The organism is Streptomyces sp. NPDC048337 (genome assembly GCF_043201175.1).
In the GTDB taxonomy this organism is placed as follows: Bacteria; Actinomycetota; Actinomycetes; order Streptomycetales; family Streptomycetaceae; genus Streptomyces.
The window spans coordinates 65,509-86,540 of record NZ_JBICYR010000010.1; the positions used below are offsets into that span (position 1 = coordinate 65,509).

Annotated in this window: 13 protein-coding genes; 8 read left to right on the forward strand and 5 right to left on the reverse strand. The window is 69.2% G+C overall.

Going from position 1 to position 21,032, the window contains the following annotated elements; translation table 11 throughout:
• Positions 1-18 precede the first annotated feature (18 nt).
• The gene (locus ACGFYU_RS18405) at positions 19-2,088 is read right to left on the reverse strand and encodes a prolyl oligopeptidase family serine peptidase (RefSeq protein ID WP_393828331.1); all 2,070 of its coding nucleotides are present in this window, start codon (positions 2,086-2,088) and stop codon (positions 19-21) included.
• 83 nt (positions 2,089-2,171) lie between these two features.
• Between ACGFYU_RS18405 and ACGFYU_RS18410 the strand changes: the two genes are divergently transcribed.
• Positions 2,172-3,719, forward strand: a complete 1,548-nt coding sequence (locus tag ACGFYU_RS18410) for an MFS transporter (RefSeq protein ID WP_393828332.1) — start codon at positions 2,172-2,174, stop codon at positions 3,717-3,719.
• Here the strand turns inward: ACGFYU_RS18410 and ACGFYU_RS18415 are convergent.
• From ACGFYU_RS18415 to ACGFYU_RS18425, 3 genes are all read right to left on the reverse strand, one after another.
• Positions 3,716-4,300 (reverse strand): hypothetical protein, encoded by a 585-nt coding sequence (locus tag ACGFYU_RS18415; RefSeq protein WP_393828333.1) that lies wholly within the window; start codon positions 4,298-4,300, stop codon positions 3,716-3,718. The genes ACGFYU_RS18410 and ACGFYU_RS18415 overlap by 4 nt on opposite strands.
• A 24-nt stretch (positions 4,301-4,324) precedes the next feature.
• Positions 4,325-5,710: a cytochrome P450 gene (locus tag ACGFYU_RS18420; RefSeq protein ID WP_393828334.1), complete on the reverse strand. Its 1,386-nt coding sequence runs from the start codon at positions 5,708-5,710 to the stop codon at positions 4,325-4,327.
• A gap of 160 nt (positions 5,711-5,870) precedes the next feature.
• Positions 5,871-7,400 carry a helix-turn-helix domain-containing protein gene (locus ACGFYU_RS18425; protein ID WP_393828335.1) on the reverse strand — a complete coding sequence of 510 codons (1,530 nt, stop codon included), beginning with the start codon at positions 7,398-7,400 and terminating at the stop codon, positions 5,871-5,873.
• A gap of 501 nt (positions 7,401-7,901) precedes the next feature.
• Between ACGFYU_RS18425 and acnA the strand changes: the two genes are divergently transcribed.
• The 4 genes from acnA to ACGFYU_RS18445 all read left to right on the forward strand — a co-directional run bounded on the left by acnA (position 7,902) and on the right by ACGFYU_RS18445 (position 14,280).
• Positions 7,902-10,616 carry an aconitate hydratase AcnA gene (gene acnA / locus ACGFYU_RS18430; RefSeq protein ID WP_393828336.1) on the forward strand — a complete coding sequence of 905 codons (2,715 nt, stop codon included), beginning with the start codon at positions 7,902-7,904 and terminating at the stop codon, positions 10,614-10,616.
• Positions 10,617-10,926: 310 nt separating this feature from the next.
• Positions 10,927-12,351 (forward strand): N-acetylglucosamine/diacetylchitobiose ABC transporter substrate-binding protein, encoded by a 1,425-nt coding sequence (ngcE, locus tag ACGFYU_RS18435; protein ID WP_393828337.1) that lies wholly within the window; start codon positions 10,927-10,929, stop codon positions 12,349-12,351.
• Between the two features lie 38 nt (positions 12,352-12,389).
• On the forward strand, positions 12,390-13,334 hold the full coding sequence (locus ACGFYU_RS18440; RefSeq protein ID WP_393828338.1) for a carbohydrate ABC transporter permease: 945 nt from the start codon (positions 12,390-12,392) through the stop codon (positions 13,332-13,334).
• A 13-nt stretch (positions 13,335-13,347) separates the two neighbouring features.
• Entirely contained in the window at positions 13,348-14,280 is a 933-nt protein-coding gene (locus ACGFYU_RS18445) for a carbohydrate ABC transporter permease (RefSeq protein WP_393828339.1), read from the forward strand.
• 50 nt (positions 14,281-14,330) lie between these two features.
• Here the strand turns inward: ACGFYU_RS18445 and mgtA are convergent, their stop codons facing one another.
• Positions 14,331-17,051, reverse strand: coding sequence for a magnesium-translocating P-type ATPase (gene mgtA, locus ACGFYU_RS18450; protein ID WP_393828340.1), 2,721 nt, complete (start codon positions 17,049-17,051; stop codon positions 14,331-14,333).
• Positions 17,052-17,612: 561 nt separating this feature from the next.
• Between mgtA and ACGFYU_RS18455 the strand changes: the two genes are divergently transcribed.
• From ACGFYU_RS18455 to ACGFYU_RS18465, 3 genes are all read left to right on the forward strand, one after another.
• Positions 17,613-18,827, forward strand: a complete 1,215-nt coding sequence (locus tag ACGFYU_RS18455; RefSeq protein WP_393828341.1) for an ROK family protein — start codon at positions 17,613-17,615, stop codon at positions 18,825-18,827.
• A 129-nt stretch (positions 18,828-18,956) separates the two neighbouring features.
• Positions 18,957-20,057, forward strand: coding sequence for a sugar ABC transporter substrate-binding protein (locus ACGFYU_RS18460; protein WP_393828342.1), 1,101 nt, complete (start codon positions 18,957-18,959; stop codon positions 20,055-20,057).
• A gap of 161 nt (positions 20,058-20,218) precedes the next feature.
• Positions 20,219-21,007 (forward strand): ATP-binding cassette domain-containing protein, encoded by a 789-nt coding sequence (locus ACGFYU_RS18465; RefSeq protein WP_393828343.1) that lies wholly within the window; start codon positions 20,219-20,221, stop codon positions 21,005-21,007.
• Positions 21,008-21,032 lie beyond the last annotated feature (25 nt).

A 21,032-nucleotide genomic window follows, 5' to 3' on the forward strand; every position in this document is an offset into this window, starting at 1 on the left:
GCCTTCGGGTTTCCTTGCCTACAGGCCCAGTTCGCGGCGGAAGTACTCCAGCTCCAGCGCCATGATCTTCTCCCGCGTCCCGCCGGGGGTCATGTGGGTGACACCGGGCAGCGCCAGCAGCTGGTGCGGGCGGCCCGCGTCCGTGAGGGCCTGCGACAGGCGCAGGGTGTGGGAGGGGTGGACGTTGTCGTCGGCCAGGCCCGTGACCAGCAGCAAGGGGCGCTTCAGGTTCGGGGCGTCCGGGATCAGCGAGTCCCGCTCGTACACCTCCGGGTGGTCCTGGGGGAGGCCCAGGTACCGCTCGGTGTACGCAGTGTCGTAGTGCCGGAAGTCGGTCGGCGCGGCCCCGGCCGCCGCGGCGTGGAAGACGTCGGGGCGGCGCAGCACCGCCAGCACCGCCAGCGCGGACAGGTAGCCGCCGTAGGACCAGCCGCGGATGCCGACCCGGCCGAGGTCGAGGTCGGTGTGGCGGGCGGCGAGCGCGTGCAGGGCCGCGACCTGGTCCTCCAGGGTGACCTCGGAGAACCCGCGGTACATGGCGTGGGTGAAGGCGGGCGAGACGTACGGGGTGCCGCGGTTGTCGATGGTCACCACCGCGAAGCCCTGGTCGGCCCACCACTGGCGGGCCTGCCAGCGGCGCGGCTCGGCGGACACGTCCTGGAAGCCGGGGCCGCCGTAGCTGTCGAGGAGTACGGGCAGCCGCCGGCCGGGGACGTGGTCGCGGGGCAGCACGAGGGCGGTGGGGACGCCGTGCTCGGTGACCCGCTCCAGGACCGGGACCACCCGGTAGGGCAGCGGCTCCGACAGGTCGGCGGGCGTGAACTCCCGGCCGTCCGGGGTGCGTACGGTGCGCCGGATCCCGTCGGCGTCGGCGGAGGTCAGCAGCAGCGCCCCCGCCGAGGCCTGGACGCTGTGCACCCCCGGCCCGGCGGCGAGCGGGGTCGACTCCCCGGTGTCGGGGTCGATCAGCAGCACCTGCTGCTCGGCGGGGTCGCGCTGCCCGGCCGTGACCAGCAGCCGGCCCTCGTGGACCCCGGCGACGCCGCGGACCTGCAGCCCGTCGCCGGTGAGGAGCACGCCGTCGACCGCGAGGGCGCGGGCGGCGCCGCCGGTGGTGTCGGTGGCGGTGAGCATCCGCCCGTCGGGGAGGCGGGCCGGGGTGCCGGGGACCAGGGGGTCCACCCACTGGGGGTGCGCGGTGCGGGACAGCTCCCGGGTGCGGCCGGTGGCCGGATCGGCGGACAGCAGCAGCACGGTGCGCTGCAGCCGGTCCTGGACGGTCAGCAGGATCTCCGTCTCCGACTCCCAGCCCGCGTCGGAGACGTACGGGTAGGCCTGCGCGTCCCAGTCCAGGAGTATCCGGGTGCCGTCGGGGCCGAGCACCCACAGCTGGACCCCGGCGTTGGGCCCGCCCGCCTCGGGATACGCGAAGTCCGCGGCGGGGAGCTCGGGGTGCGCGGGGTCGGCGAACCAGCGTCGCTGGAGGGCGGTTTCGTCGACGCGGGCGGCGAGCAGGGTGACCCCGTCGGGGGACCACCAGTGGCCCCGGGCGCGGTTCAGCTCCTCGGCGGCGGCGAACTCGGCCACGCCCCAGCGGGCTCCGTCGTCGGGGCTGACCCGGCCGCCGGGGGAGACGTACAGGGCGTCGTCGGCGACGTAGGCGGTGCGGGAGCCGTCAGAGTTCGGGCGGGGGTCCCAGGCGGGCCCGGCGGCCGGGAGTTCCCCGGGCTTCGCGGTCCCGTCGGCGGTGACCCCGTAGAGCCGCCCGTAGAGCGCGAAGACGGCGCGCCGGCCGTCGCCGGAGAGCGCGTACGACCCGATCCCGGCGGCGACCAGGCGGGTCCGCTCGCGCAGCCGGCGCTCGACGGCGGGGAGGTCGCCGGGCTCGGGGCACAGCTCGCGCGGGTCGGCAAGCCGGGACTCGGTGCCGGTGGCGGTGTCGAGCACCCAGAGGCTGTCGAAGGGGTCGGTGGCACCGCCGGAGCGGAGGAACCAGAGCAGCCGGCCGTCGTCCCCGAAAGCGAAGGCGCGCGGGGCGCCGTGGGTGAATCGGGCCGTGCTCGCGGAGAGCCTGAGGAAGTCATCCATGATCGTAGTTTGACATGTGAAATGTCACATAGACTAGGCCGTTCGAGTGGTGGCCCCGGAGGCGCGGGCTTAGCGTCGAGAGGGTGGACGGGAACGCATCGCCGACCAGTAACGGGACCGACGGCAAGGTCCGAGGAAGCGGAAACGGGCTGGCGCTGTTCGTCATCGCCTCGTGCCAGCTCATGGTCGTTCTCGACATCACCATCGTGAACATCGCGCTGCCGCACATCCAGAGCGCCCTCCACTTCTCGACCGAGAGCCTCTCCTGGGTCGTCAACGCCTACACCCTGGCCTTCGGCGGCCTGCTCCTCCTCGGCGGCCGCGCCGGCGACATCCTCGGCCGCAAGCGCGTCTTCATCTTCGGCGTCCTGCTCTTCGGACTGGCCTCCCTCCTCGGCGGACTCGCGCAGAACGCCGGCCAGTTGATGGGAGCCCGCGCGCTCCAGGGCGTCGGCGGGGCCATCGCCTCCCCCACCTCCCTCGCCCTGATCACCACCACCTTCCGCGAAGGACCCGCCCGCAACCGGGCCTTCGGCGTGTTCGCCGGCGTCTCGGCAGGCGGCGGCGCGATCGGCCTGCTCGCGGGCGGCGTCCTCGTCGAATGGCTCAACTGGCGCTGGGTGCTCTTTGTCAACGTCCCCATCGCGCTGCTCATCGCCGTGCTGGCCAGGAAGGTGATCCGCGAGTCCGAACGCCACCCCGGACACTTCGACCTCGCGGGCGCGCTGCTGTGCACCACCGGAATGGTCGCGCTCGTCTACGGCTTCATCCGCGCCTCCCAGGACGGCTGGCGCGACGGCTGGACGCTCTTCTCCTTCGGCGCCGCCGTCGTCCTGCTGACCCTGTTCATCCTCAACGAGAAGCGCTCGCCGCAGCCGATCACCCCGCTCCACATGTTCGCCGACCGCAACCGGGCCGGGACCTACGGGATCATGCTCATGCTCGCCTGCGCGATCTTCGGCATGTTCTTCTTCCTCACCCTCTTCGTGCAGATCGTGCTGGGCTTCAGCCCGCTGCGCGCCGGCCTCGCCTTCCTCCCGGTGAGCGCGGTGGTCGCGGTGGGCGCCGGCATCACCTCCCAGCTCCTGCCGAAGTTCGGGCCCAAACCCTTCATGGTCACCGGTGCGCTCTGCTCGGCGGCGGGCCTCGCCTGGCTGACGCGGACCGACGTCCACTCGACCTACCTGGGCAGCATCCTCGGCCCGCTCCTGATCTTCGGCCTCGGCATGGGCCTGCAGTTCGTCTCGCTGACCCTGATGGCCCTGTCGAACGTCCCCGACCGGGAGTCGGGCGCGGCGTCCGGGCTGCTCAACTCGATGCAGCAGGTCGGCGGTTCGCTCGGCCTGTCGATCCTGGTGACCGTCTTCGGCACGGCCAGCCGCAACGAGGCCAGGGAGCAGGTGGCGGGCTTCCTGCGCACGGCCACCCCCGAACAGAAGGCCTTCTTCGCGCGCACCAAGCAGTTCCCCAAGCCGTGGAGCGACCAGGTGCTCACCTCCGGCATCAGCGCGGCCTTCATCGTGGCGGCCGCGTTCACCCTGGCCGGAGCGGCGATCGCGCTGCTCGTCATCCAGGTCAGACCCTCCGACCTCGAACGACTCAAGGGCAACCACACGCCGACCACGGTCTAGGGGCGACCGGCACGACCGGCACGACCGGTATCGGACCCGGTGAGCGCGGCGCGCAGCCGGGCCGCGTCCGCCCGGGTGTTCATCCGCAGGGCCAGCCAGGAGCCGTCCGCGAAGCCCAGGTCGACCCGGGTCGGGCGGCGCCGGAGCCACGGGACGCTGCGCAGGGCGCAGGCGGCGGTGTGGGACTCGCGGCCGGGGTCGCCGCGCCCCCAGGGCGGCCGGGCGGTGACTTTGCCCGTGATCGCGGTGAAGGTTGCGTGCGGGCCACGGGTCTCGCAGCGCCAGTGCGTCCAGTGGAAGCCGTGCAGGGCCAGGGCGAGCCGGCCCGCCTCACCCGTCCAGCCGCCGCGCAGCGCCGGGCCGTGGAAGAGCCGCCCGACCAGGCGGCCGGCCCGCTCGAAGGGGTCGACGAGTGCCGACACCGCGTCGGCGAGGTCGTCGGGCAGCGCGGTCAGGAAGCGGATGAGGAAGAAGCCGCCGATCCGGCGGAGCAGCCGCTCCGGGGCGGGCGAGCCGGGCAGTATCGCACGCGCTGGCCGACGTACGTAAGGGGACAAACGCCCCGGAATCTCCTCATCCATCGGCCCATGATGGCCGCCCGGCCCCTACCCGTCCACCCTCCTGACCCGGCAGCGCGCCGGGCCGTCCGTCCTCAGGGTGATGCCGGCGCTGACCGGGATGTCGGTGTCCACGGCCTCGAACTCGTACGCGCGCAGGACCATCGCCAGTGCGATCACCGACTCCAGCATCGAGAAGTGCTGTCCGATGCAGGCGCGCGGGCCGCCGCCGAAGGGGAACCAGGCGTAGCGCGGGCGGCCGGCCTCCGCCTCCGGGGTGAAACGCTCCGGGTCGAAGCGGTCCGGGTCGGGCCAGTAGCGCGGGTGGCGGTGCGTCACCCACGGTGCCAGTATCACGTCCGCGCCGGCGGGGACTGCGTGCCCGCCGATCTCGGTGGAGGCGACGGCCTTGCGGCCGATGACCGGGGCGGCCGGGTAGAGCCGCATGGCCTCCTTGAGCACCTGGGTGAGGTACGGGAGCCGGTCCAGGTCGGCGGCCTCGGGCGTACGGTCGCCCAGGACCCGGGAGATCTCCTCGCGGGCCCGGTCCTGCTGCTCGGGGTGGCGGGCGAGCAGGTGCAGGGCGAAGGCGAGGGAGGTGGCTGTCGTCTCGTGCCCGGCGAGCAGGAAGATCAGCACCTGGTCGCGCAGCTCGTCGGCGTCGAACTCCCCGTCGTCCGAACTCTTCGCGGCGGCGAGCAGCGTCAGCAGGTCCTCGCCGGAGCCGTCGCCGTCGGTGGCGGCGCGCCGCTCGGCGATGATCCTGTCGCACACCCCGTACAGCTCGTCCATTGCCGCGGCGGCCCGCTTGTTGGCCGGGGTCGGCCAGGTGCGGGGGAAGTTGGCGGGGGAGTAGCCGCGGCGCAGGCAGTACTCGGTGATGACCGGAAAACACCGGTCGACGACGTCGACGGTGGCCTCGACGTCGGTGCCGAAGAGGATCCGGGCGACCGCGCGCAGGGCGAGCCGCATCATCTGCTCGGAAACGTCGACGACACCGTCCGCCTTCTGCTCCCACCCGGCGAGCACGGAGGCGGTCTCGGCGGCCACGGCCTCGGCGTAACCGTCCACCCGGCGCCGGGTGAACAGCGGCTGGACCAGCCGGCGCTGGCGCAGGTAGTCCTCGTCCTGACTGGTCAGCAGCCCGTTGCCGAAGGAGTCGCGGACCTCCTGGTAGAAGGGGTTGTCCTTGCGGAAGTTGGCCGACTCCGAGGCCAGCACCTGCTGCGCACCCTCGGCGGAGAACACGCAGTACAACTCGGCACGCAGCCCGGGCGGCCCGGCGGTGATCCGCACGACGTCACCGTGCCGCTGCTGGGCCCGCAGATAGGTCCCGAGCGAGTCCGACTTCAACTCGAAGAGCGACCCCACCACCGGCACCCCCGCCAACACGGGCACCTCCGCCCCGGCCCCCGCACTCGCCCCGACCGCCATCGCCGCCCCTCCATTTGTGCCGAAGACCCGATTCTGCCGGGTCTCCGCCACTCCTGACGAGGTGCCATTACCCATCAGGCCGAAACCCGTCGGTTCCGGCCCGGGGGCTACTTGTCGCAGGCGATGCCGTCCTAACAAGGTTGCCGCAGATGCCGAGGGCTCAGATGTCCCGGAAGATTTCGATCTGGGCGCCGACCGAGTTGAGGCGTTCCGCCAGTTCCTCGTAGCCGCGGTTGATGACGTAGACGTTGCGGAGTACGGAGGTGCCCTCGGCCGCCATCATCGCCAGGAGGACGACCACCGCCGGGCGGAGGGCCGGGGGGCACATCATTTCCGCCGCGCGCCAGCGGGTGGGGCCCTCGACCAGGACGCGGTGGGGGTCCAGGAGTTGGAGGCGGCCGCCGAGGCGGTTCAGGTCGGTCAGGTAGATGGCCCGGTTGTCGTACACCCAGTCGTGGATCAGGGTCTGGCCCTGGGCGACGGCAGCGATGGCCGCGAAGAACGGGACGTTGTCGATGTTCAGCCCGGGGAACGGCATCGGGTGGATCTTGTCGATCGGGGCTTCGAGCTTGGAGGGGCGCACCGTGAGGTCGACCAGGCGGGTGCGGCCGTTGTCGGCCGTGTACTCCGCCGAGCGGTCGTGGTCCAGGCCCATCTCCTCCAGGACCGCGAGCTCGATCTCCATGAACTCGATCGGGACCCGGCGGATGGTCAGCTCCGACTCGGTGACGACCGCGGCGGCGAGCAGGCTCATCGCCTCGACCGGGTCCTCGGAGGGGGAGTAGTCCACGTCGACGTCGATGGTGGGGACGCCGTGGACGGTGAGCGTGGTGGTGCCGACGCCCTCGACCTTGACGCCCAGGGCCTCCAGGAAGAAGCAGAGGTCCTGGACCATGTAGTTGGAGGAGGCGTTGCGGATGACCGTCACGCCGTTGTGCCGGGCGGCGGCCAGGAGGGCGTTCTCGGTGACCGTGTCCCCGCGCTCGGTCAGCACGATCGGACGGTCGGGGGAGACCCCGGCCTCGACCTGCGCGTGGTAGATGCCCTCGGTCGCGGTGATGTCCAGGCCGAAGCGGCGCAGGGCGATCATGTGCGGCTCGATGGTGCGGGTACCGAGGTCGCAGCCGCCGGCGTAGGGCAGGCGGAACTGGTCCATCCGGTGCAGCAGGGGGCCCAGGAACATGATGATGCTGCGGGTCCGGCGGGCGGCGTCAGCGTCGATGGCGTCCATGTCGAGGCGGGCCGGCGGGACCAGTTCCAGGTCCACGCCGTCGTTGATCCAGCGGCTGCGGACACCGATGGAGTTCAGCACCTCCAGGAGGCGGTAGACCTCCTCGATGCGGGCCACGCGACGAAGGACCGTACGGCCCTTGTTGAGGAGGGAGGCGCACAGCAGGGCGACGCAGGCGTTCTTGCTCGTCTTGACGTCGATGGCGCCGGACAGCCGGCGCCCGCCGACCACCCGCAGGTGCATCGGACCGGCGTAACCGAGGGAGACGATCTCGCTGTCGAGGGCTTCACCGATTCGGGCGATCATCTCAAGGCTGATGTTCTGATTGCCGCGCTCGATCCGGTTCACTGCGCTCTGGCTGGTGCCGAGTGCGTCGGCGAGCTGACTCTGTGTCCAGCCCCGGTGCTGACGGGCGTCACGGATGAGCTTGCCGATGCGTACGAGGTAGTCGTCTGCCATGGCTGCACCGTATCTCAGATATGAGATGTGGATCGCGCCGGGTGTGGCAGACGGGTGTTACCGGCCGTCAGTTTCCCCGCCAGGTCTGGCTGGTTGGGGCGGCATGGTGCCATTTGTTGCTATCTGTACCATTCGGCTCGTGTTGTGGCCGTTCCTGTGCGAGTTCCTCGACGGCCTTGTGGAGCCGGGCGCGGGTGCCGACGTATATGTACGTCAGGTCAGGCCCGTCCTCGGTCGCCGCGACGGCCCTGACGGGTGGAATCGGGCAGGCCGAAACGGCCGCCCGGCCGGCGGATGTGACATACCCCGAGGAGAGCGCCTCGTTCCGATCCCCGGACATGTACTAGAGTTATCTCGACATCGAGATATCTGCCGAAGGCGAACCGCAGCCGCCCCCGCTGGTAAGGGTTACCTAACTTAGCCTTACCTTAGCGGATTGGCCAAGGGGCGTGGCGGCAGGATGCGGTACTACGCGCGAATTCATGCATGAAGGAGACTGTCGTGTCGGCGAACAGCTTCGACGCCCGCAGCACGCTGCAGGTGGGCGACGAGTCGTACGAGATCTTCCGGCTGGACAAGGTTGAGGGCTCGGCCCGCCTTCCCTACAGCCTGAAGGTGCTGCTGGAGAACCTGCTCCGCACCGAGGACGGCGCGAACATCACCGCCGACCACATCCGGGCGCTCGGTGGCTGGGACTCCCAGGCCCAGCCCAGCCAGGAGATCCAGTTCACGCCGGCCCGCGTGATCATGCAGGACTTCACGGGTGTTCCCTGTGTCGTGGACCTCGCGACCATGCGTGAGGCCGTGAAGGCCCTCGGGGGCGACCCGTCCAAGATCAACCCGCTGGCCCCGGCCGAGCTGGTCATCGACCACTCGGTCATCGCCGACAAGTTCGGCACCAACGACGCGTTCGCCCAGAACGTGGAGCTGGAGTACGGCCGCAACAAGGAGCGCTACCAGTTCCTGCGCTGGGGCCAGACCGCCTTCGACGAGTTCAAGGTCGTCCCCCCGGGCACCGGCATCGTCCACCAGGTCAACATCGAGCACCTGGCCCGCACCGTCATGGTCCGTAACGGTGTGGCCTACCCCGACACCCTCGTCGGCACCGACTCGCACACCACCATGGTCAACGGCCTGGGCGTGCTGGGCTGGGGCGTCGGCGGCATCGAGGCCGAGGCCGCGATGCTCGGCCAGCCGGTCTCCATGCTGATCCCGCGCGTCGTCGGCTTCAAGCTGACCGGCGAGCTGCCCACCGGCACCACCGCCACCGACCTGGTGCTCACCATCACCGAGATGCTGCGCAAGCACGGCGTCGTCGGCAAGTTCGTCGAGTTCTACGGTGAGGGCGTCGCCGCCACCTCCCTCGCGAACCGCGCCACCATCGGCAACATGTCGCCGGAGTTCGGCTCCACCGCCGCGATCTTCCCGATCGACGACGAGACCCTGAAGTACCTGCGCCTGACCGGCCGCGACGCCCAGCAGGTCGCGCTCGTCGAGGCGTACGCCAAGGAGCAGGGCCTCTGGCTCGACCCGGCCGCCGAGCCCGACTTCTCCGAGAAGCTGGAGCTCGACCTCTCCACGGTCGTCCCCTCCATCGCCGGCCCGAAGCGCCCGCAGGACCGCATCGTCCTCGCGAACGCCGCGCAGCAGTTCGCGCTCGACGTGCGCAACTACGTCGAGGACGACGACGAGGCGGGCAAGGAGTCCTTCCCGGCCTCCGACGCCCCGGCGCAGCACAACGGCGTGCCGACCCGCCCGACCCAGGTCACCCTGGCCGACGGCACCTCCTTCGAGATCGACCACGGCGCCGTCACCGTCGCCGCGATCACCTCCTGCACCAACACCTCGAACCCCTACGTCATGGTCGCCGCGGCGCTCGTGGCCAAGAAGGCGGTCGAGAAGGGCCTGTCCCGCAAGCCGTGGGTCAAGACCACCCTGGCCCCGGGCTCGAAGGTCGTCACCGACTACTTCGACAAGGCCGGCCTGACCCCGTACCTCGACAAGATGGGCTTCAACCTCGTCGGGTACGGCTGCACCACCTGCATCGGAAACTCCGGTCCGCTGGACGAGGAGATCTCGAAGGCGATCAACGAGCACGACCTCGCGGTCACCTCGGTGCTCTCCGGCAACCGCAACTTCGAGGGCCGGATCAACCCCGACGTCAAGATGAACTACCTGGCCTCCCCGCCGCTGGTCGTCGCGTACGCCATCGCGGGCTCCATGAAGGTGGACATCACCAAGGACGCCATCGGCGTCGACACCGAGGGCAACCCGGTCTTCCTGAAGGACATCTGGCCCTCCGAGGCCGAGGTCAACGACGTCGTGGCGAACGCCATCGGCGAGGACATGTTCAACAAGTCCTACCAGGACGTCTTCGCTGGCGACGCCCAGTGGCAGGCGCTGCCGATCCCGACCGGCAACACCTTCGAGTGGGACCCGCAGTCGACCTACGTCCGCAAGCCCCCTTACTTCGAGGGCATGACCATGGAGACCACCCCGGTCTCCGACATCGCCGGCGCCCGCGTGCTGGCGAAGCTGGGCGACTCGGTCACCACCGACCACATCTCCCCGGCCGGTGCGATCAAGGCCGACACCCCGGCCGGCAAGTACCTCACGGAGCACGGCGTCGAGCGCCGCGACTTCAACTCGTACGGTTCCCGCCGCGGCAACCACGAGGTCATGATCCGCGGTACCTTCGCCAACATCCGCCTGCGCAACCAGATCGCGCCGGGCACCGAGGGCGGCTTCACCCGCGACTTCACCGTCGAGGGCGCGCCGGTCTCCTTCATCTACGACGCCTCGCAGAACTACCAGGCCGCCGGCATCCCGCTGGTCATCCTGGCCGGCAAGGAGTACGGCTCCGGCTCCTCCCGCGACTGGGCGGCCAAGGGCACCGCGCTGCTCGGCGTCAAGGCCGTCATCGCCGAGTCCTACGAGCGCATCCACCGCTCCAACCTGATCGGCATGGGCGTCCTGCCCCTGCAGTTCCCCGAGGGCGCCACCGCGGCCTCCCTGGGCCTCACCGGCGAGGAGACCTTCTCCTTCACCGGTGTGGAGGAGCTGAACAACGGCACCACCCCGCGCACGGTCAAGGTCACCACCGACACCGGTGTCTCCTTCGACGCGGTCGTCCGCATCGACACGCCGGGTGAGGCGGACTACTACCGCAACGGCGGAATCATGCAGTACGTGCTCCGCAACCTCATCCGGGGCTAAACAGCCGCCGGCCGAGTGAATCGGCTCAAAAGGACCGCATCCCCGTCGAGGGGGTGCGGTCCTTCCGCTTTTCGTGGTGACAGTGTCAGATGACGGACAGGTCTCAACTCGGAAAAGCTGGCGGACATCCTTGTGCACGATCTTGCTCAGGCGAGCGGAAGTGGACTATACCTGTGCCCGTCCGGACCAGCGCGAGACGAGCGGCTCCGGACCGGGGGATGGGCGGGGACCTGCGGTGATGTCCGCATGTGCGGCAACCGCCGTGATTTCCGGCCTCCTTCACACTTCTGACGAAGGCGAGGACATGAGCATGGGATCCACTGGTGAGGGCCTCGGCCGCCGCGATCTGATCAAGCGCTCCGCGGCACTCGGGCTGATCTCGGTACCGACGATGAGCTTCCTGTCCGCGTGCGCCTCCGGCGGTGAGGACACCACGAAGGGGCCCGACAAGGGTGCGGTGACCAAGGAGAACCCCTTCGGTGTGGCCAAGGGCGGCAAGCTGGACGTCGTCGTCTTCAAGGGCGGGTTCGGCGACGACTACGCCAAGGCCTGGGAGGCCGCCTTCGACAAGAAGTGGGGCACCACCAGCTCCCACCTGGGCACCCAGGAGATCGCGGCCAAGCTCCAGCCCCGCTTCAACGGAGGCAACCCGCCGGACGTCATCGACGACTCCGGCGCCCAGCAGATCAAGATCGACGTCCTCGCCAAGGGCGGCCAGCTCGCCGACCTCACCGCCGTGCTCGACGCGCCCTCGCTCGACGACCCGAGCAAGAAGGTCCGCGACACCCTGATCGCGGGCACCGTCGAACAGGGCACCCAGGGCGGCAAGTTCGTCGCGCTGAACTACGTCTACACCGTCTTCGGCCTCTGGTACTCCGCCAAGCTCTTCAAGGAGAAGGGCTGGGCCGAGCCGAAGACCTGGGACGAGTTCCTGGCCATCTGCGCCAAGGCCAAGGAGGCCGGCATCGGCGGCCTCGCCCACCAGGGCAAGTACCCGTACTACATCAACGTCGTCATCATGGACCTGATCGCCAAGAAGGGCGGTCTGGAGGCCATGAAGGCCATCGACAACCTGGAGCCCAACGCCTTCGAGGGCAACCCCGCCGCCCTGGCCGCCGTCGAGGCGGTCTACGAGGTGGTCGAGAAGGGCTACCTGATGCCGGGCACCAACGGCCTGACCCACACGGAGTCCCAGACCGCCTGGAACCAGTACAAGGCCGCCTTCATCCCCTCCGGCTCCTGGCTGGAGAACGAGCAGCTCAAGCAGACCCCGGAGGACTTCGACATGAAGTTCCTGCCGGTGCCGGTCCTCGCCGACAGCAAGCTGCCCTTCACCGCCATCCGGGCCGGCGCCAACGAGCCCTTCATCGTCCCGGAGAAGGCCGCGAACAAGGCGGGCGGCCTGGAGTTCCTGCGCTCGATGCTCTCCCGCGAGTGGTCGACGATCTTCGCCCAGCAGGCCAACTCCCTGACCGTCGTCAAGGACGGCGTGGACCCGGGCGTCAAGCTCCGCCCCGGCACCCAGTCCGCGGTCACCGCCCTCAAGGCGGCGGGCGAGAACACCTTCAACTACCTTTACCCGGACTGGTACAGCGAGATGGACACCGAGATCCAGAACGCCTCCAATGAGCTGATGGCCCAGCGGATCCAGCCGAAGGAGTGGATCAAGCGGGCCCAGGCCGCGGTGGACAAGGCTGCCAAGGACCCCAACGCCAAGAACAACCACCGCAGCTGACACCGCGTCCACCGGCAGCGTCATCAGGGACGGACACCATGAGCCAAGTAGCACGGGGCAAGGGACGGATCGGCTTCATCGCCGGCTTCCTCATCCTGCCGCTCGCGCTGTATCTGACTTTCGTCATCTGGCCGTACATTCAGACGTTCGGCTATTCCTTCACCAACTGGTCGGGCCAGTCACCGACGTTCGACTTCGTCGGACTGGACAACTACTCGGCCCTGATGAAGGACGAGGTCTTCCGCGGTGCCCTGTGGCACAACCTGCTGCTCCTGGTGTTCGTCCCGACCATCACCATCCTGCTCGCCCTCTTCTTCGCCTTCATGGTGAACGCGGGAGGGCGCAGCGGGGCGGGCGGTGTGCGCGGTGTCCGGGGGTCCGGCGTCTACAAGATCGTCTACTTCTTCCCGCAGGTGCTCTCCCTCGCCATCCTCGCGGTGCTCTTCGGCGCGGTGTACCGCAGCGACGAGGGCGGTCTGCTCAACGGATTCCTGAGCAAGATCGGCCTCGTCGACCCGGCCCACCCCGTCGAGTGGCTCAACCAGCCCAACCTGGTGCTGTGGTGCCTGCTCCTGGTCGTGGTCTGGCACGGGGTCGGCTTCTACCTGGTCCTCTTCTCGGCGGCCATGCAGTCCGTACCCAAGGACATCTACGAGGCCGCGCTGCTGGACGGCGCGGGCCGCGCCCAGACCTTCCTCAAGGTCACGCTCCCCCTGCTGTGGGACTCCGTGCAGACCTCCGCGGTCTACCTCGGCATCGCCGCGATGGACATGTTCGTCCTGGTGTCGACCATGACCTCGGGCCAGTTCGGCGGCGGTCCCGACCACCACAGCGAGGTCATGGCCACGGTGCTGATGCGCAACTTCCTGTACTTCGGCAAGAGCGGATACGCCTGCGCCATGGGCGTGGTCATGCTGGTCCTGACCATGATCCTCTCCATCATCACGCTGCGCGCCACCCGCCGCGAGCGCATCGAGTTCTGAGCGGGAGACCACGATGACCACAGTGATCAAGGCACCGGGCGAGTCCTCGGCCGAGCGGTCCGGCGGCAGCGGCCGCGGCCGCGCCAAGGGGGGCGGGAACGGCCGCTCCGACGGCATGGTGCTCAACGTCTTCTCGCACGGCTTCCTCGCCGTCTGGGCGATACTGATCGTCCTGCCCCTGATCTGGCTGGCGCTCGGCTCCTTCAAGACCGACTCGCAGATCGGCGGTTCGGCGCTCAGCTGGCCGTCCAACTGGCACTTCGACGCCTTCTCCCGGGCCTGGGACAAGGGCATCGGCGACTACTTCGCCCACACGCTGATCGTGATGGCGTTCTCTGTGCCGCTGACCATGCTGCTCGGCTCCATGGCGGCGTACGTGCTGGCCCGTTACCCCTTCCCGGGGAACCGGATCATCTACTACTTCTTCGTCAGCGGGGCGATGTTCCCCGTCTTCCTGGCGCTCGTACCGCTCTTCTTCATGGTCAAGCGCCTCGACATGCTCAACACGTACCAGGGTCTGATCCTGGTCTACGTCGCCTACTCGATGCCCTTCACCGTCTTCTTCATGCACTCCTTCTTCCGCACCCTGCCGACGGCGGTGCACGAGGCGGCGGTGATCGACGGGGCCTCCGACACCCGGATCTTCTTCCAGGTGATGCTGCCGATGGCCAAGCCCGGCCTGATCAGCGTGGGGATATTCAATGTCCTGGGCCAGTGGAACCAGTACATCCTGCCCTCCGTACTGATGCAGCCCCAGAGCGGATCGGACCCCGAGCGCTACATGCTCACCCAGGGCCTGATCCAGCTCCAGTACCAGATGGGCTACGAGACGGACCTGCCGGTGCTGTTCGCCGGCGTGACCATCGCGATGATCCCGATGCTGGTGGTCTACCTCTCCTTCCAGCGCCAGATCCAGGCGGGCCTGACCTCCGCGACGCTCAAGTAGCGGCGCCGCTTCCGGGGGCGCCCCCTGCCCCCGGAACCGGCGTTCTCCTCTTAGAGCCAGGTGTTGAACGTGCGGATGTACCAGGTCTTCACGAACTGGGTGAGCGCGCAGTAGGCGAGCAGTACGCCGATCAGCCACGGGAAGTAGCTCGCCGGCAGGGCGACGAAGCCCAGCGAGGGTGCCAGCGGGGAGAACGGCAGCCACAGGCCGGTCAGCACCGCGAGGATCGTCATCACCATCACGGGCCAGGAGGCGCGGGACTGGATGAAGGGGATCTTCCGGGTACGGATCATGTGGACGATCAGGGTCTGCGAGAGCAGGCCCTCGATGAACCAGCCGGACTGGAAGAGCGACTGGCTGGCCTCGCTGTTGGCGGCGAAGACGTTCCACATGATCAGGAACATCGAGATGTCGAAGATCGAGCTGACCGGGCCGATGGTGACCATGAAGCGGAAGATGCCCTTGGCGTCCCAGTTGCGGGGCCTCCGCAGGTACTCCTCGTCCATCCGGTCCCACGGGGTCGCCAGCTGCGAGATGTCGTAGACCAGGTTCTGGACCAGCAGCATGATCGCGAGCATCGGCTGGAAGGGGATGAACGCGCTCGCCACCAGCACCGAGAAGACATTGCCGAAGTTCGACGACGCCGTCATCTTGATGTACTTCATCGTGTTGCCGAAGGTGGTCCGGCCCTGGATCACGCCCTGTTCCAGGACGGTCAGGTCCTTCTCCAGCAGGATGATGTCGGCCGACTCCTTGGCGATGTCCACGGCGGTGTCGACCGAGATGCCGACATCGGCGTCGCGCAGCGCGGCCGCGTCGTTGATGCCGTCCCCGAGGAAGCCGACGGTGTGTCCTTCGGCCTGCAGGGCCCGCACGATCCGGGCCTTCTGGACCGGGTTGACCTTGGCGAAGACCGTCGTACGGGCGGCCAGCGCGCGCAGCCCGGCGTCGTCGAGGGCGTCGATCTCGGAGCCGAGCACCACGTGCCCGACGTCGATGCCGACGTCCGCGCAGACCCGGGCGGCCACGAGGTCGTTGTCGCCGGTGACCACCTTGACCGCGATGCCCTTGTCGGCCAGACCCTGGAGGGCGCGGGCGGCGTCGGCCTTCGGCGGGTCGAGGAAGGCGAGGAAGCCGATCAGGGTCAGCTGGTCCTCGTCGGCGACCGTGTAGGTGTCGCGAGGGGTCGCGATCGTGCGGGTGGCGACGGCCAGGACCCGCAGGCCCTTGCGGTTGTTGTCCTCGGCGATGCGGGTGACGTGCCACCGCAGCTGCTCGGTCAGTTCGACCCGCTCGCCGCGGTCCCTCATGTGGGTGCAGAGGTCCAGGACCTCCTCGACCGCACCCTTGGTGATCATGACGTGTTCGGAGCGGCCGAGGTCGCCCACGAGGGAATTGCGGTTGAGGACCACGGACATGCGGCGCCGGGCGAAGTCGAAGGGGATCTCGTCGACCATCGAGAACCGTGCGTCGACGACAACCTCCTCGGCCTCGTTGACGCGGTCGATGACCGCCTGGTCCATCAGGTTCCGCAGGCCCGTCTGGAAGTGCGCGTTGAGGTAGCCGTATTCGAGGACCTCGTTGTCCTCGTCGCCGTGCACGTCCAGGTAGCGGTCCAGGACGATCCGGTCCTCGGTGAGGGTGCCGGTCTTGTCCGTGCAGAGCACGTCCATCGCGCCCAGGTTCTGGATGGCGTTGAGCCGCTTGACGACCACCTTGCGCTTGGACATGGCGACCGCGCCGCGCGCCAGGTTGGCGGAGACCACCATCGGGAGCATCTCGGGGGTCAGACCGACGGCGACGGCGATACCGAAGAGGAAGGCCTCGTTCCAGTCGCCCTTGGTGAGTCCGTTGATCGTGAAGACGACCGGGACCATGACCAGCATGAAGCGGATCAGCAGGAAGCTGACCCTGCGCACGCCGTTGTCGAAGTTGGTCTGGGGGCGCTCGCCGACCAGGGAGCCGGCCATCGAGCCGAAGTAGGTGTCGGCGCCGGTGGCCACGACCACGCCGGTGGCGGTGCCGGAGGTGACCGAAGTCCCCATCAGGCAGAGGTTGTCGGCCTCGACCGGATCGGTCGTCTCCTGCTGGCCGAGGTCGTTCGTACGCGTGTCCGCCTTGGCGACCGGCAGGGACTCGCCGGACAGCGCGGCCTGGCTGACCATCAGGTCCTTGGAGGTGATCAGCCGCAGGTCGGCCGGGATCAGGTCACCGGCGGCCAGCCTGACCACGTCGCCCGGGACCACCTGGTCCATGGGCACCTCGAAGGTGGTGGGCCCGGAGCCGCTGCCGGCCCGGCGCTGCACCGCACAGGTGGTGGTGACGAGCTTCTTCAGCGCGTCGGCGGCGCGGCCGGAGCGGTATTCCTGCCAGAAGCGCAGCAGCCCGCTGACCCCCACCATCACGGAGAGGATGACGACGCCCGGGTCCTCGGGGTCCTGCCAGTACATGACGGCGGCCAGGAAGACCAGGACGCCGATGAAGGGGTTCCAGTACGCCTTCCCCAGCTGGACGAACCACAGCGGGGCGCGCTCCTGCGCGACGACGTTGTAGCCGTGCCGCTCCAGGCGCAGGGCCGCCTCGGCGTGGGTGAGGCCGCTGCGCGAGGAGTCCACGTCCTGCAGGACCCGGATGCCGGGGCGGGCGCTGACCTCGACGAGGCGCTCGCCGACTGCGCGGGTGCGGGACTCCAGCTCGGCGGCCTTGCGCTCGCGGCGGGCCCGGCCCGGCGGTGCGAGCTTGGTGGGGGTACGGGGGGTGAGCATGGTCATGACGAATACCTCCCTCCACGGTGTCCGGGCGGCGCGGAGCCGAGCGGTCACGTGGAGTGATCATGGGTCGGCGCGGAGCGGCCTCGCAGGGCCGCAGGGCGCACCGATGGGCATGGATGACACACGCCTGACAGGAGGGTCAGGGCGTGCGGAAGGGATGCGGGCACGCAACGGGGCAGCGGTGTGCCGCGGCCGTGCGCACTCGGAAAAGGTCAGCTGATCAACGCGTCAGCGGACGGAAGCGCTGCAAAGACTTCGATCGGGACTCATCCCGAACACCTCCTTGCGTAGCGCCGTCATCGCAGGGCGCCCGGTCCGGCCGGAAAGGCCGCAGAGGACCGGCGCCTCAGCGACCGTAACACGATCTCGGCGACCGCTCCTCACCCTTTTGGTCGATAGTGGCCGTTTCGTGCTGCCTCAGCCTCTTGACGTCTCGATGGACAAAGGCTCGACTTAAGGTTCACAAGTTGGAGAGACGCCGGGGTCTCGCTGCGCGAAGCCGCGACGTCCCGGCCGGGGGGCGACGGCTGGCCGTCGCTTATGGGCAGGAGTGGATGAGTCGTGCAGACTCCCGGATCGCAGTCCTCGCTGCATCGCGCGAACCTCGAACGGGTCGTGCGGGCGGTGCGCCTCGCGGGTTCGCTGACCCAGGCGGAGATCGCCCGTACCACCGGACTGTCGGCGGCCACGGTCTCCAACATCGTCCGCGAGCTCAAGGAGAGCGGGACCGTCGAGGTCACCGACACCTCGGCGGGCGGCCGGCGGGCGCGCAGCGTCTCGCTCAGCGGTGACGCCGGCATCGTCATCGGCGTCGACTTCGGCCACACCCACCTGCGGGTGGCGGTCGGCAACCTCGCCCACCAGGTGCTGGCCGAGGAGGCCGAGCCGCTGGACGTGGACGCCTCCTGGGCGGAGGGGTTCGACCGGGCGGAAGCGCTGGTGGGGCGGCTGATCGCGGGCATCGGGGTGGGGCTGGAGAAGGTCATCGGCGTCGGGCTCGGCGTCCCAGGCCCGATCGACGTGGAGTCCGGGACCCTGGGCTCGACCGCGATCCTGCCCGGGTGGGCGGGCATCAACCCCCGCCAGGAGCTCTCGCAGCGCCTCGGCGTACCGGTCTACGTGGACAACGACGCGAACCTCGGGGCCCTCGGTGAACTCGTTTGGGGGAGCGGCCGGGGAGTAAAGGACCTCGCCTACATCAAGGTGGCCAGCGGCGTCGGCGCCGGGCTGGTGATCAACGGCCGGATCTACCGGGGCCCGGGCGGCACCGCGGGCGAGATCGGGCACATCACGCTGGACGAATCCGGCCCGGTCTGCCGCTGCGGCAACCGCGGCTGCCTGGAGACCTTCGCCGCGGCCCGGTACGTCCTGCCGCTGCTCCAGGGCACGCACGGACCGGAGTTGACGATGGAGCGGGTGGTCGAACTGGCCCGCGGCGGGGACCCGGGCTGCCGCCGGGTGATCACGGACGTGGGCCGTCACATCGGCAGCGGCGTGGCCAGCCTCTGCAACCTCCTGAACCCGAGCCGGGTGGTCCTGGGCGGCTCCCTGGCGGAGGCCGGTGAACTGGTCCTGGCTCCCATCCGTGAATCCGTGGGGAGGTACGCGATCCCGAGCGCGGCCCGCCAATTGTCGGTGCTCACGGGCTCGCTGGGCGGTCGGGCCGAGGTACTGGGCGCACTGGCCCTCGTACTCAGCGAGATGGGCGATTCGACGCTTTTGTCGGACCATGGAAGTGGAGTGCGAGCTCCCGCCGTCTTGCCTTCAGGTAGATAACAGATGGCACCGTTGTCATCTCGTTAAGGATTCACTCCTTGACGGCAAAACGCGGCCGGGGTTGACTCACATCCACCTCGGCCGCAGCGTTGCGGCCTCGTCAGGGAGGTTCAAGAAATGAACACTCGTATGCGTAGAGCCGCCGTAGCTGTAGCCGCCGGTGCCATGGCCGCCTCGCTCGCCGCCTGTGGCACCGCCAAGGAGGCAGGCGAGAAGCCCAAGGCCACCGGCGCCGCCACGGGTGAGGCGATCAAGATCGGCCTGCTCCTGCCGGAGAACCAGACCGCGCGTTACGAGAAGTTCGACAAGCCGCTCATCGAGAAGAAGGTCGCCGAACTCACCGGCGGCAAGGGCCAGGTCGTCTACGCCAACGCCAAGCAGGACGCGACCACGCAGAACTCGCAGGTCGACACGATGATCACCAACAAGGTGAACGTCCTGATCGTCGACGCCGTGGACTCCAAGGCCATCGCCGGCTCGGTCAAGAAGGCCAAGGACGCCGGCATCCCGGTCGTCGCCTACGACCGCCTGGCCGAGGGCCCGATCGACGCCTACACCTCCTTCGACAACGAAGAGGTCGGCAAGGTCCAGGGCAAGGCGCTGCTGGAGGCGCTGGGCGACAAGGCCAAGGACGGCCAGATCGTCATGATGAACGGCTCGGTCACCGACCCGAACGCCAAGCTCTTCAAGTCCGGTGCGCACTCCGTCCTCGACGGCAAGGTGAACATCGGCAAGGAGTACGACACGGTCGAGTGGAAGCCGGAGAACGCCAACACCAACATGGCGGCCGCGCTCTCCGCGCTCGGCAAGGACAAGGTCATCGGCGTCTACTCCGCCAACGACGGCATGGCCGGCGGCATCATCACCGCCCTCAAGGCGGCCGGTGTCTCCCCCCTGCCCCCGGTCACCGGCCAGGACGCCGAACTCGCCGGTGTGCAGCGGATCGTGGCGGGCGAGCAGTTCATGAGCGTCTACAAGCCGTACGCCCCCGAGGCCGAGGCCGCCGCGAAGATGGCCGTCGCCCTCGCCAAGGGGGAGAAGGTCGCCGGCGTCACCACCTCCACGGTCGACAGCCCGACCACCAAGGGCGTTCCGGCCGTGCTGATCCCGGTCGTCTCGCTCACCAAGAACAACATCAAGGACAGCGTGATCAAGGACGGCGTCTACACGGCCGACGAGATCTGCACCGACAAGTACGCGGCCGCCTGCGCCGCCCTCGGCCTGAAGTAGCGGCCCCCGCCGCCTCCTTGCGAGGTGGCCCCCCGTGCCTGCCCGGCGCCCCGCCCCCTCTTCCCCCGCCATCCGCGGGGCGCCGGGCAGAAACGTTTCCCCCATTCATCCCCGCTCCTGCTCTTTTGCACGACATCCCCGCCGGTCAGGCGGCGAAGGAGATGGTTCATGTGTCCGCTGCGCCCGTGCTGGCGTTGCGAGGGGTCTCGAAGCGGTTCGGCGCCGTTCAGGCCCTGACCGACGTAGAACTCGAGATCCACTCCGGTGAAGTGGTCGCCCTTGTGGGTGACAACGGCGCCGGCAAGTCCACGCTGGTCAAGACGATCGCCGGCGTGCACCCCATCGATGACGGCGTCATCGAGTGGGAGGGGCGTCCGGTCTCCATCGGGAAGCCCCACGACGCCCAGAACCTGGGCATCGCGACGGTCTACCAGGACCTGGCGCTGTGCGACAACATCGACGTCGTCGGCAACCTCTTCCTCGGCCGCGAGCTCAGGCGCCGCGGCGTCCTGGACGAGGTGGAGATGGAGCGCCGCGCCCGCGAGCTCCTGACCACCCTGTCCATCCGGATACCCAGCGTCCGGATCCCCATCGCCTCGCTCTCCGGCGGTCAGCGCCAGACCGTGGCGATCGCCCGTTCCATGCTGGGCGAGCCCCAGCTCGTCATCCTCGACGAGCCCACCGCCGCCCTCGGCGTCGAGCAGACCGCACAGGTCCTCGACCTGGTGGAGCGGCTGCGCGAGCGCGGCCACGCCGTCATCCTCATCAGCCACAACATGGCCGATGTGAAGGCCGTCGCCGACAAGGTGGCGGTCCTGCGGCTGGGCCGCAACAACGGTGTCTTCAACGTCGCCGACACCTCGCAGGAAGAGATCATCTCCGCCATCACGGGAGCCACGGACAACGCCGTGACCCGCCGGGCGGCCCGCACCGGGGAGGCTCGCAAGTGAGCACCGAGAACCCAGCCGCCGACCC

Bases quoted from the DNA above. Each gene is read 5' to 3' on its own strand.
- ACGFYU_RS18405 (WP_393828331.1), bottom strand. From the start codon at position 2,088: ATGGATGACTTCCTCAGGCTCTCCGCGAGCACGGCCCGATTCACCCAC.
- ACGFYU_RS18415 (WP_393828333.1), bottom strand. From the start codon at position 4,300: ATGGATGAGGAGATTCCGGGGCGTTTGTCCCCTTACGTACGTCGGCCA.
- ACGFYU_RS18420 (WP_393828334.1), bottom strand. From the start codon at position 5,710: ATGGCGGTCGGGGCGAGTGCGGGGGCCGGGGCGGAGGTGCCCGTGTTG.
- ACGFYU_RS18425 (WP_393828335.1), bottom strand. From the start codon at position 7,400: ATGGCAGACGACTACCTCGTACGCATCGGCAAGCTCATCCGTGACGCC.
- ngcE (WP_393828337.1), top strand. From the start codon at position 10,927: ATGGGATCCACTGGTGAGGGCCTCGGCCGCCGCGATCTGATCAAGCGC.
- ACGFYU_RS18440 (WP_393828338.1), top strand. From the start codon at position 12,390: ATGAGCCAAGTAGCACGGGGCAAGGGACGGATCGGCTTCATCGCCGGC.
- ACGFYU_RS18445 (WP_393828339.1), top strand. From the start codon at position 13,348: ATGACCACAGTGATCAAGGCACCGGGCGAGTCCTCGGCCGAGCGGTCC.
- mgtA (WP_393828340.1), bottom strand. From the start codon at position 17,051: ATGACCATGCTCACCCCCCGTACCCCCACCAAGCTCGCACCGCCGGGC.
- ACGFYU_RS18460 (WP_393828342.1), top strand. From the start codon at position 18,957: ATGCGTAGAGCCGCCGTAGCTGTAGCCGCCGGTGCCATGGCCGCCTCG.
- ACGFYU_RS18465 (WP_393828343.1), top strand. From the start codon at position 20,219: ATGGTTCATGTGTCCGCTGCGCCCGTGCTGGCGTTGCGAGGGGTCTCG.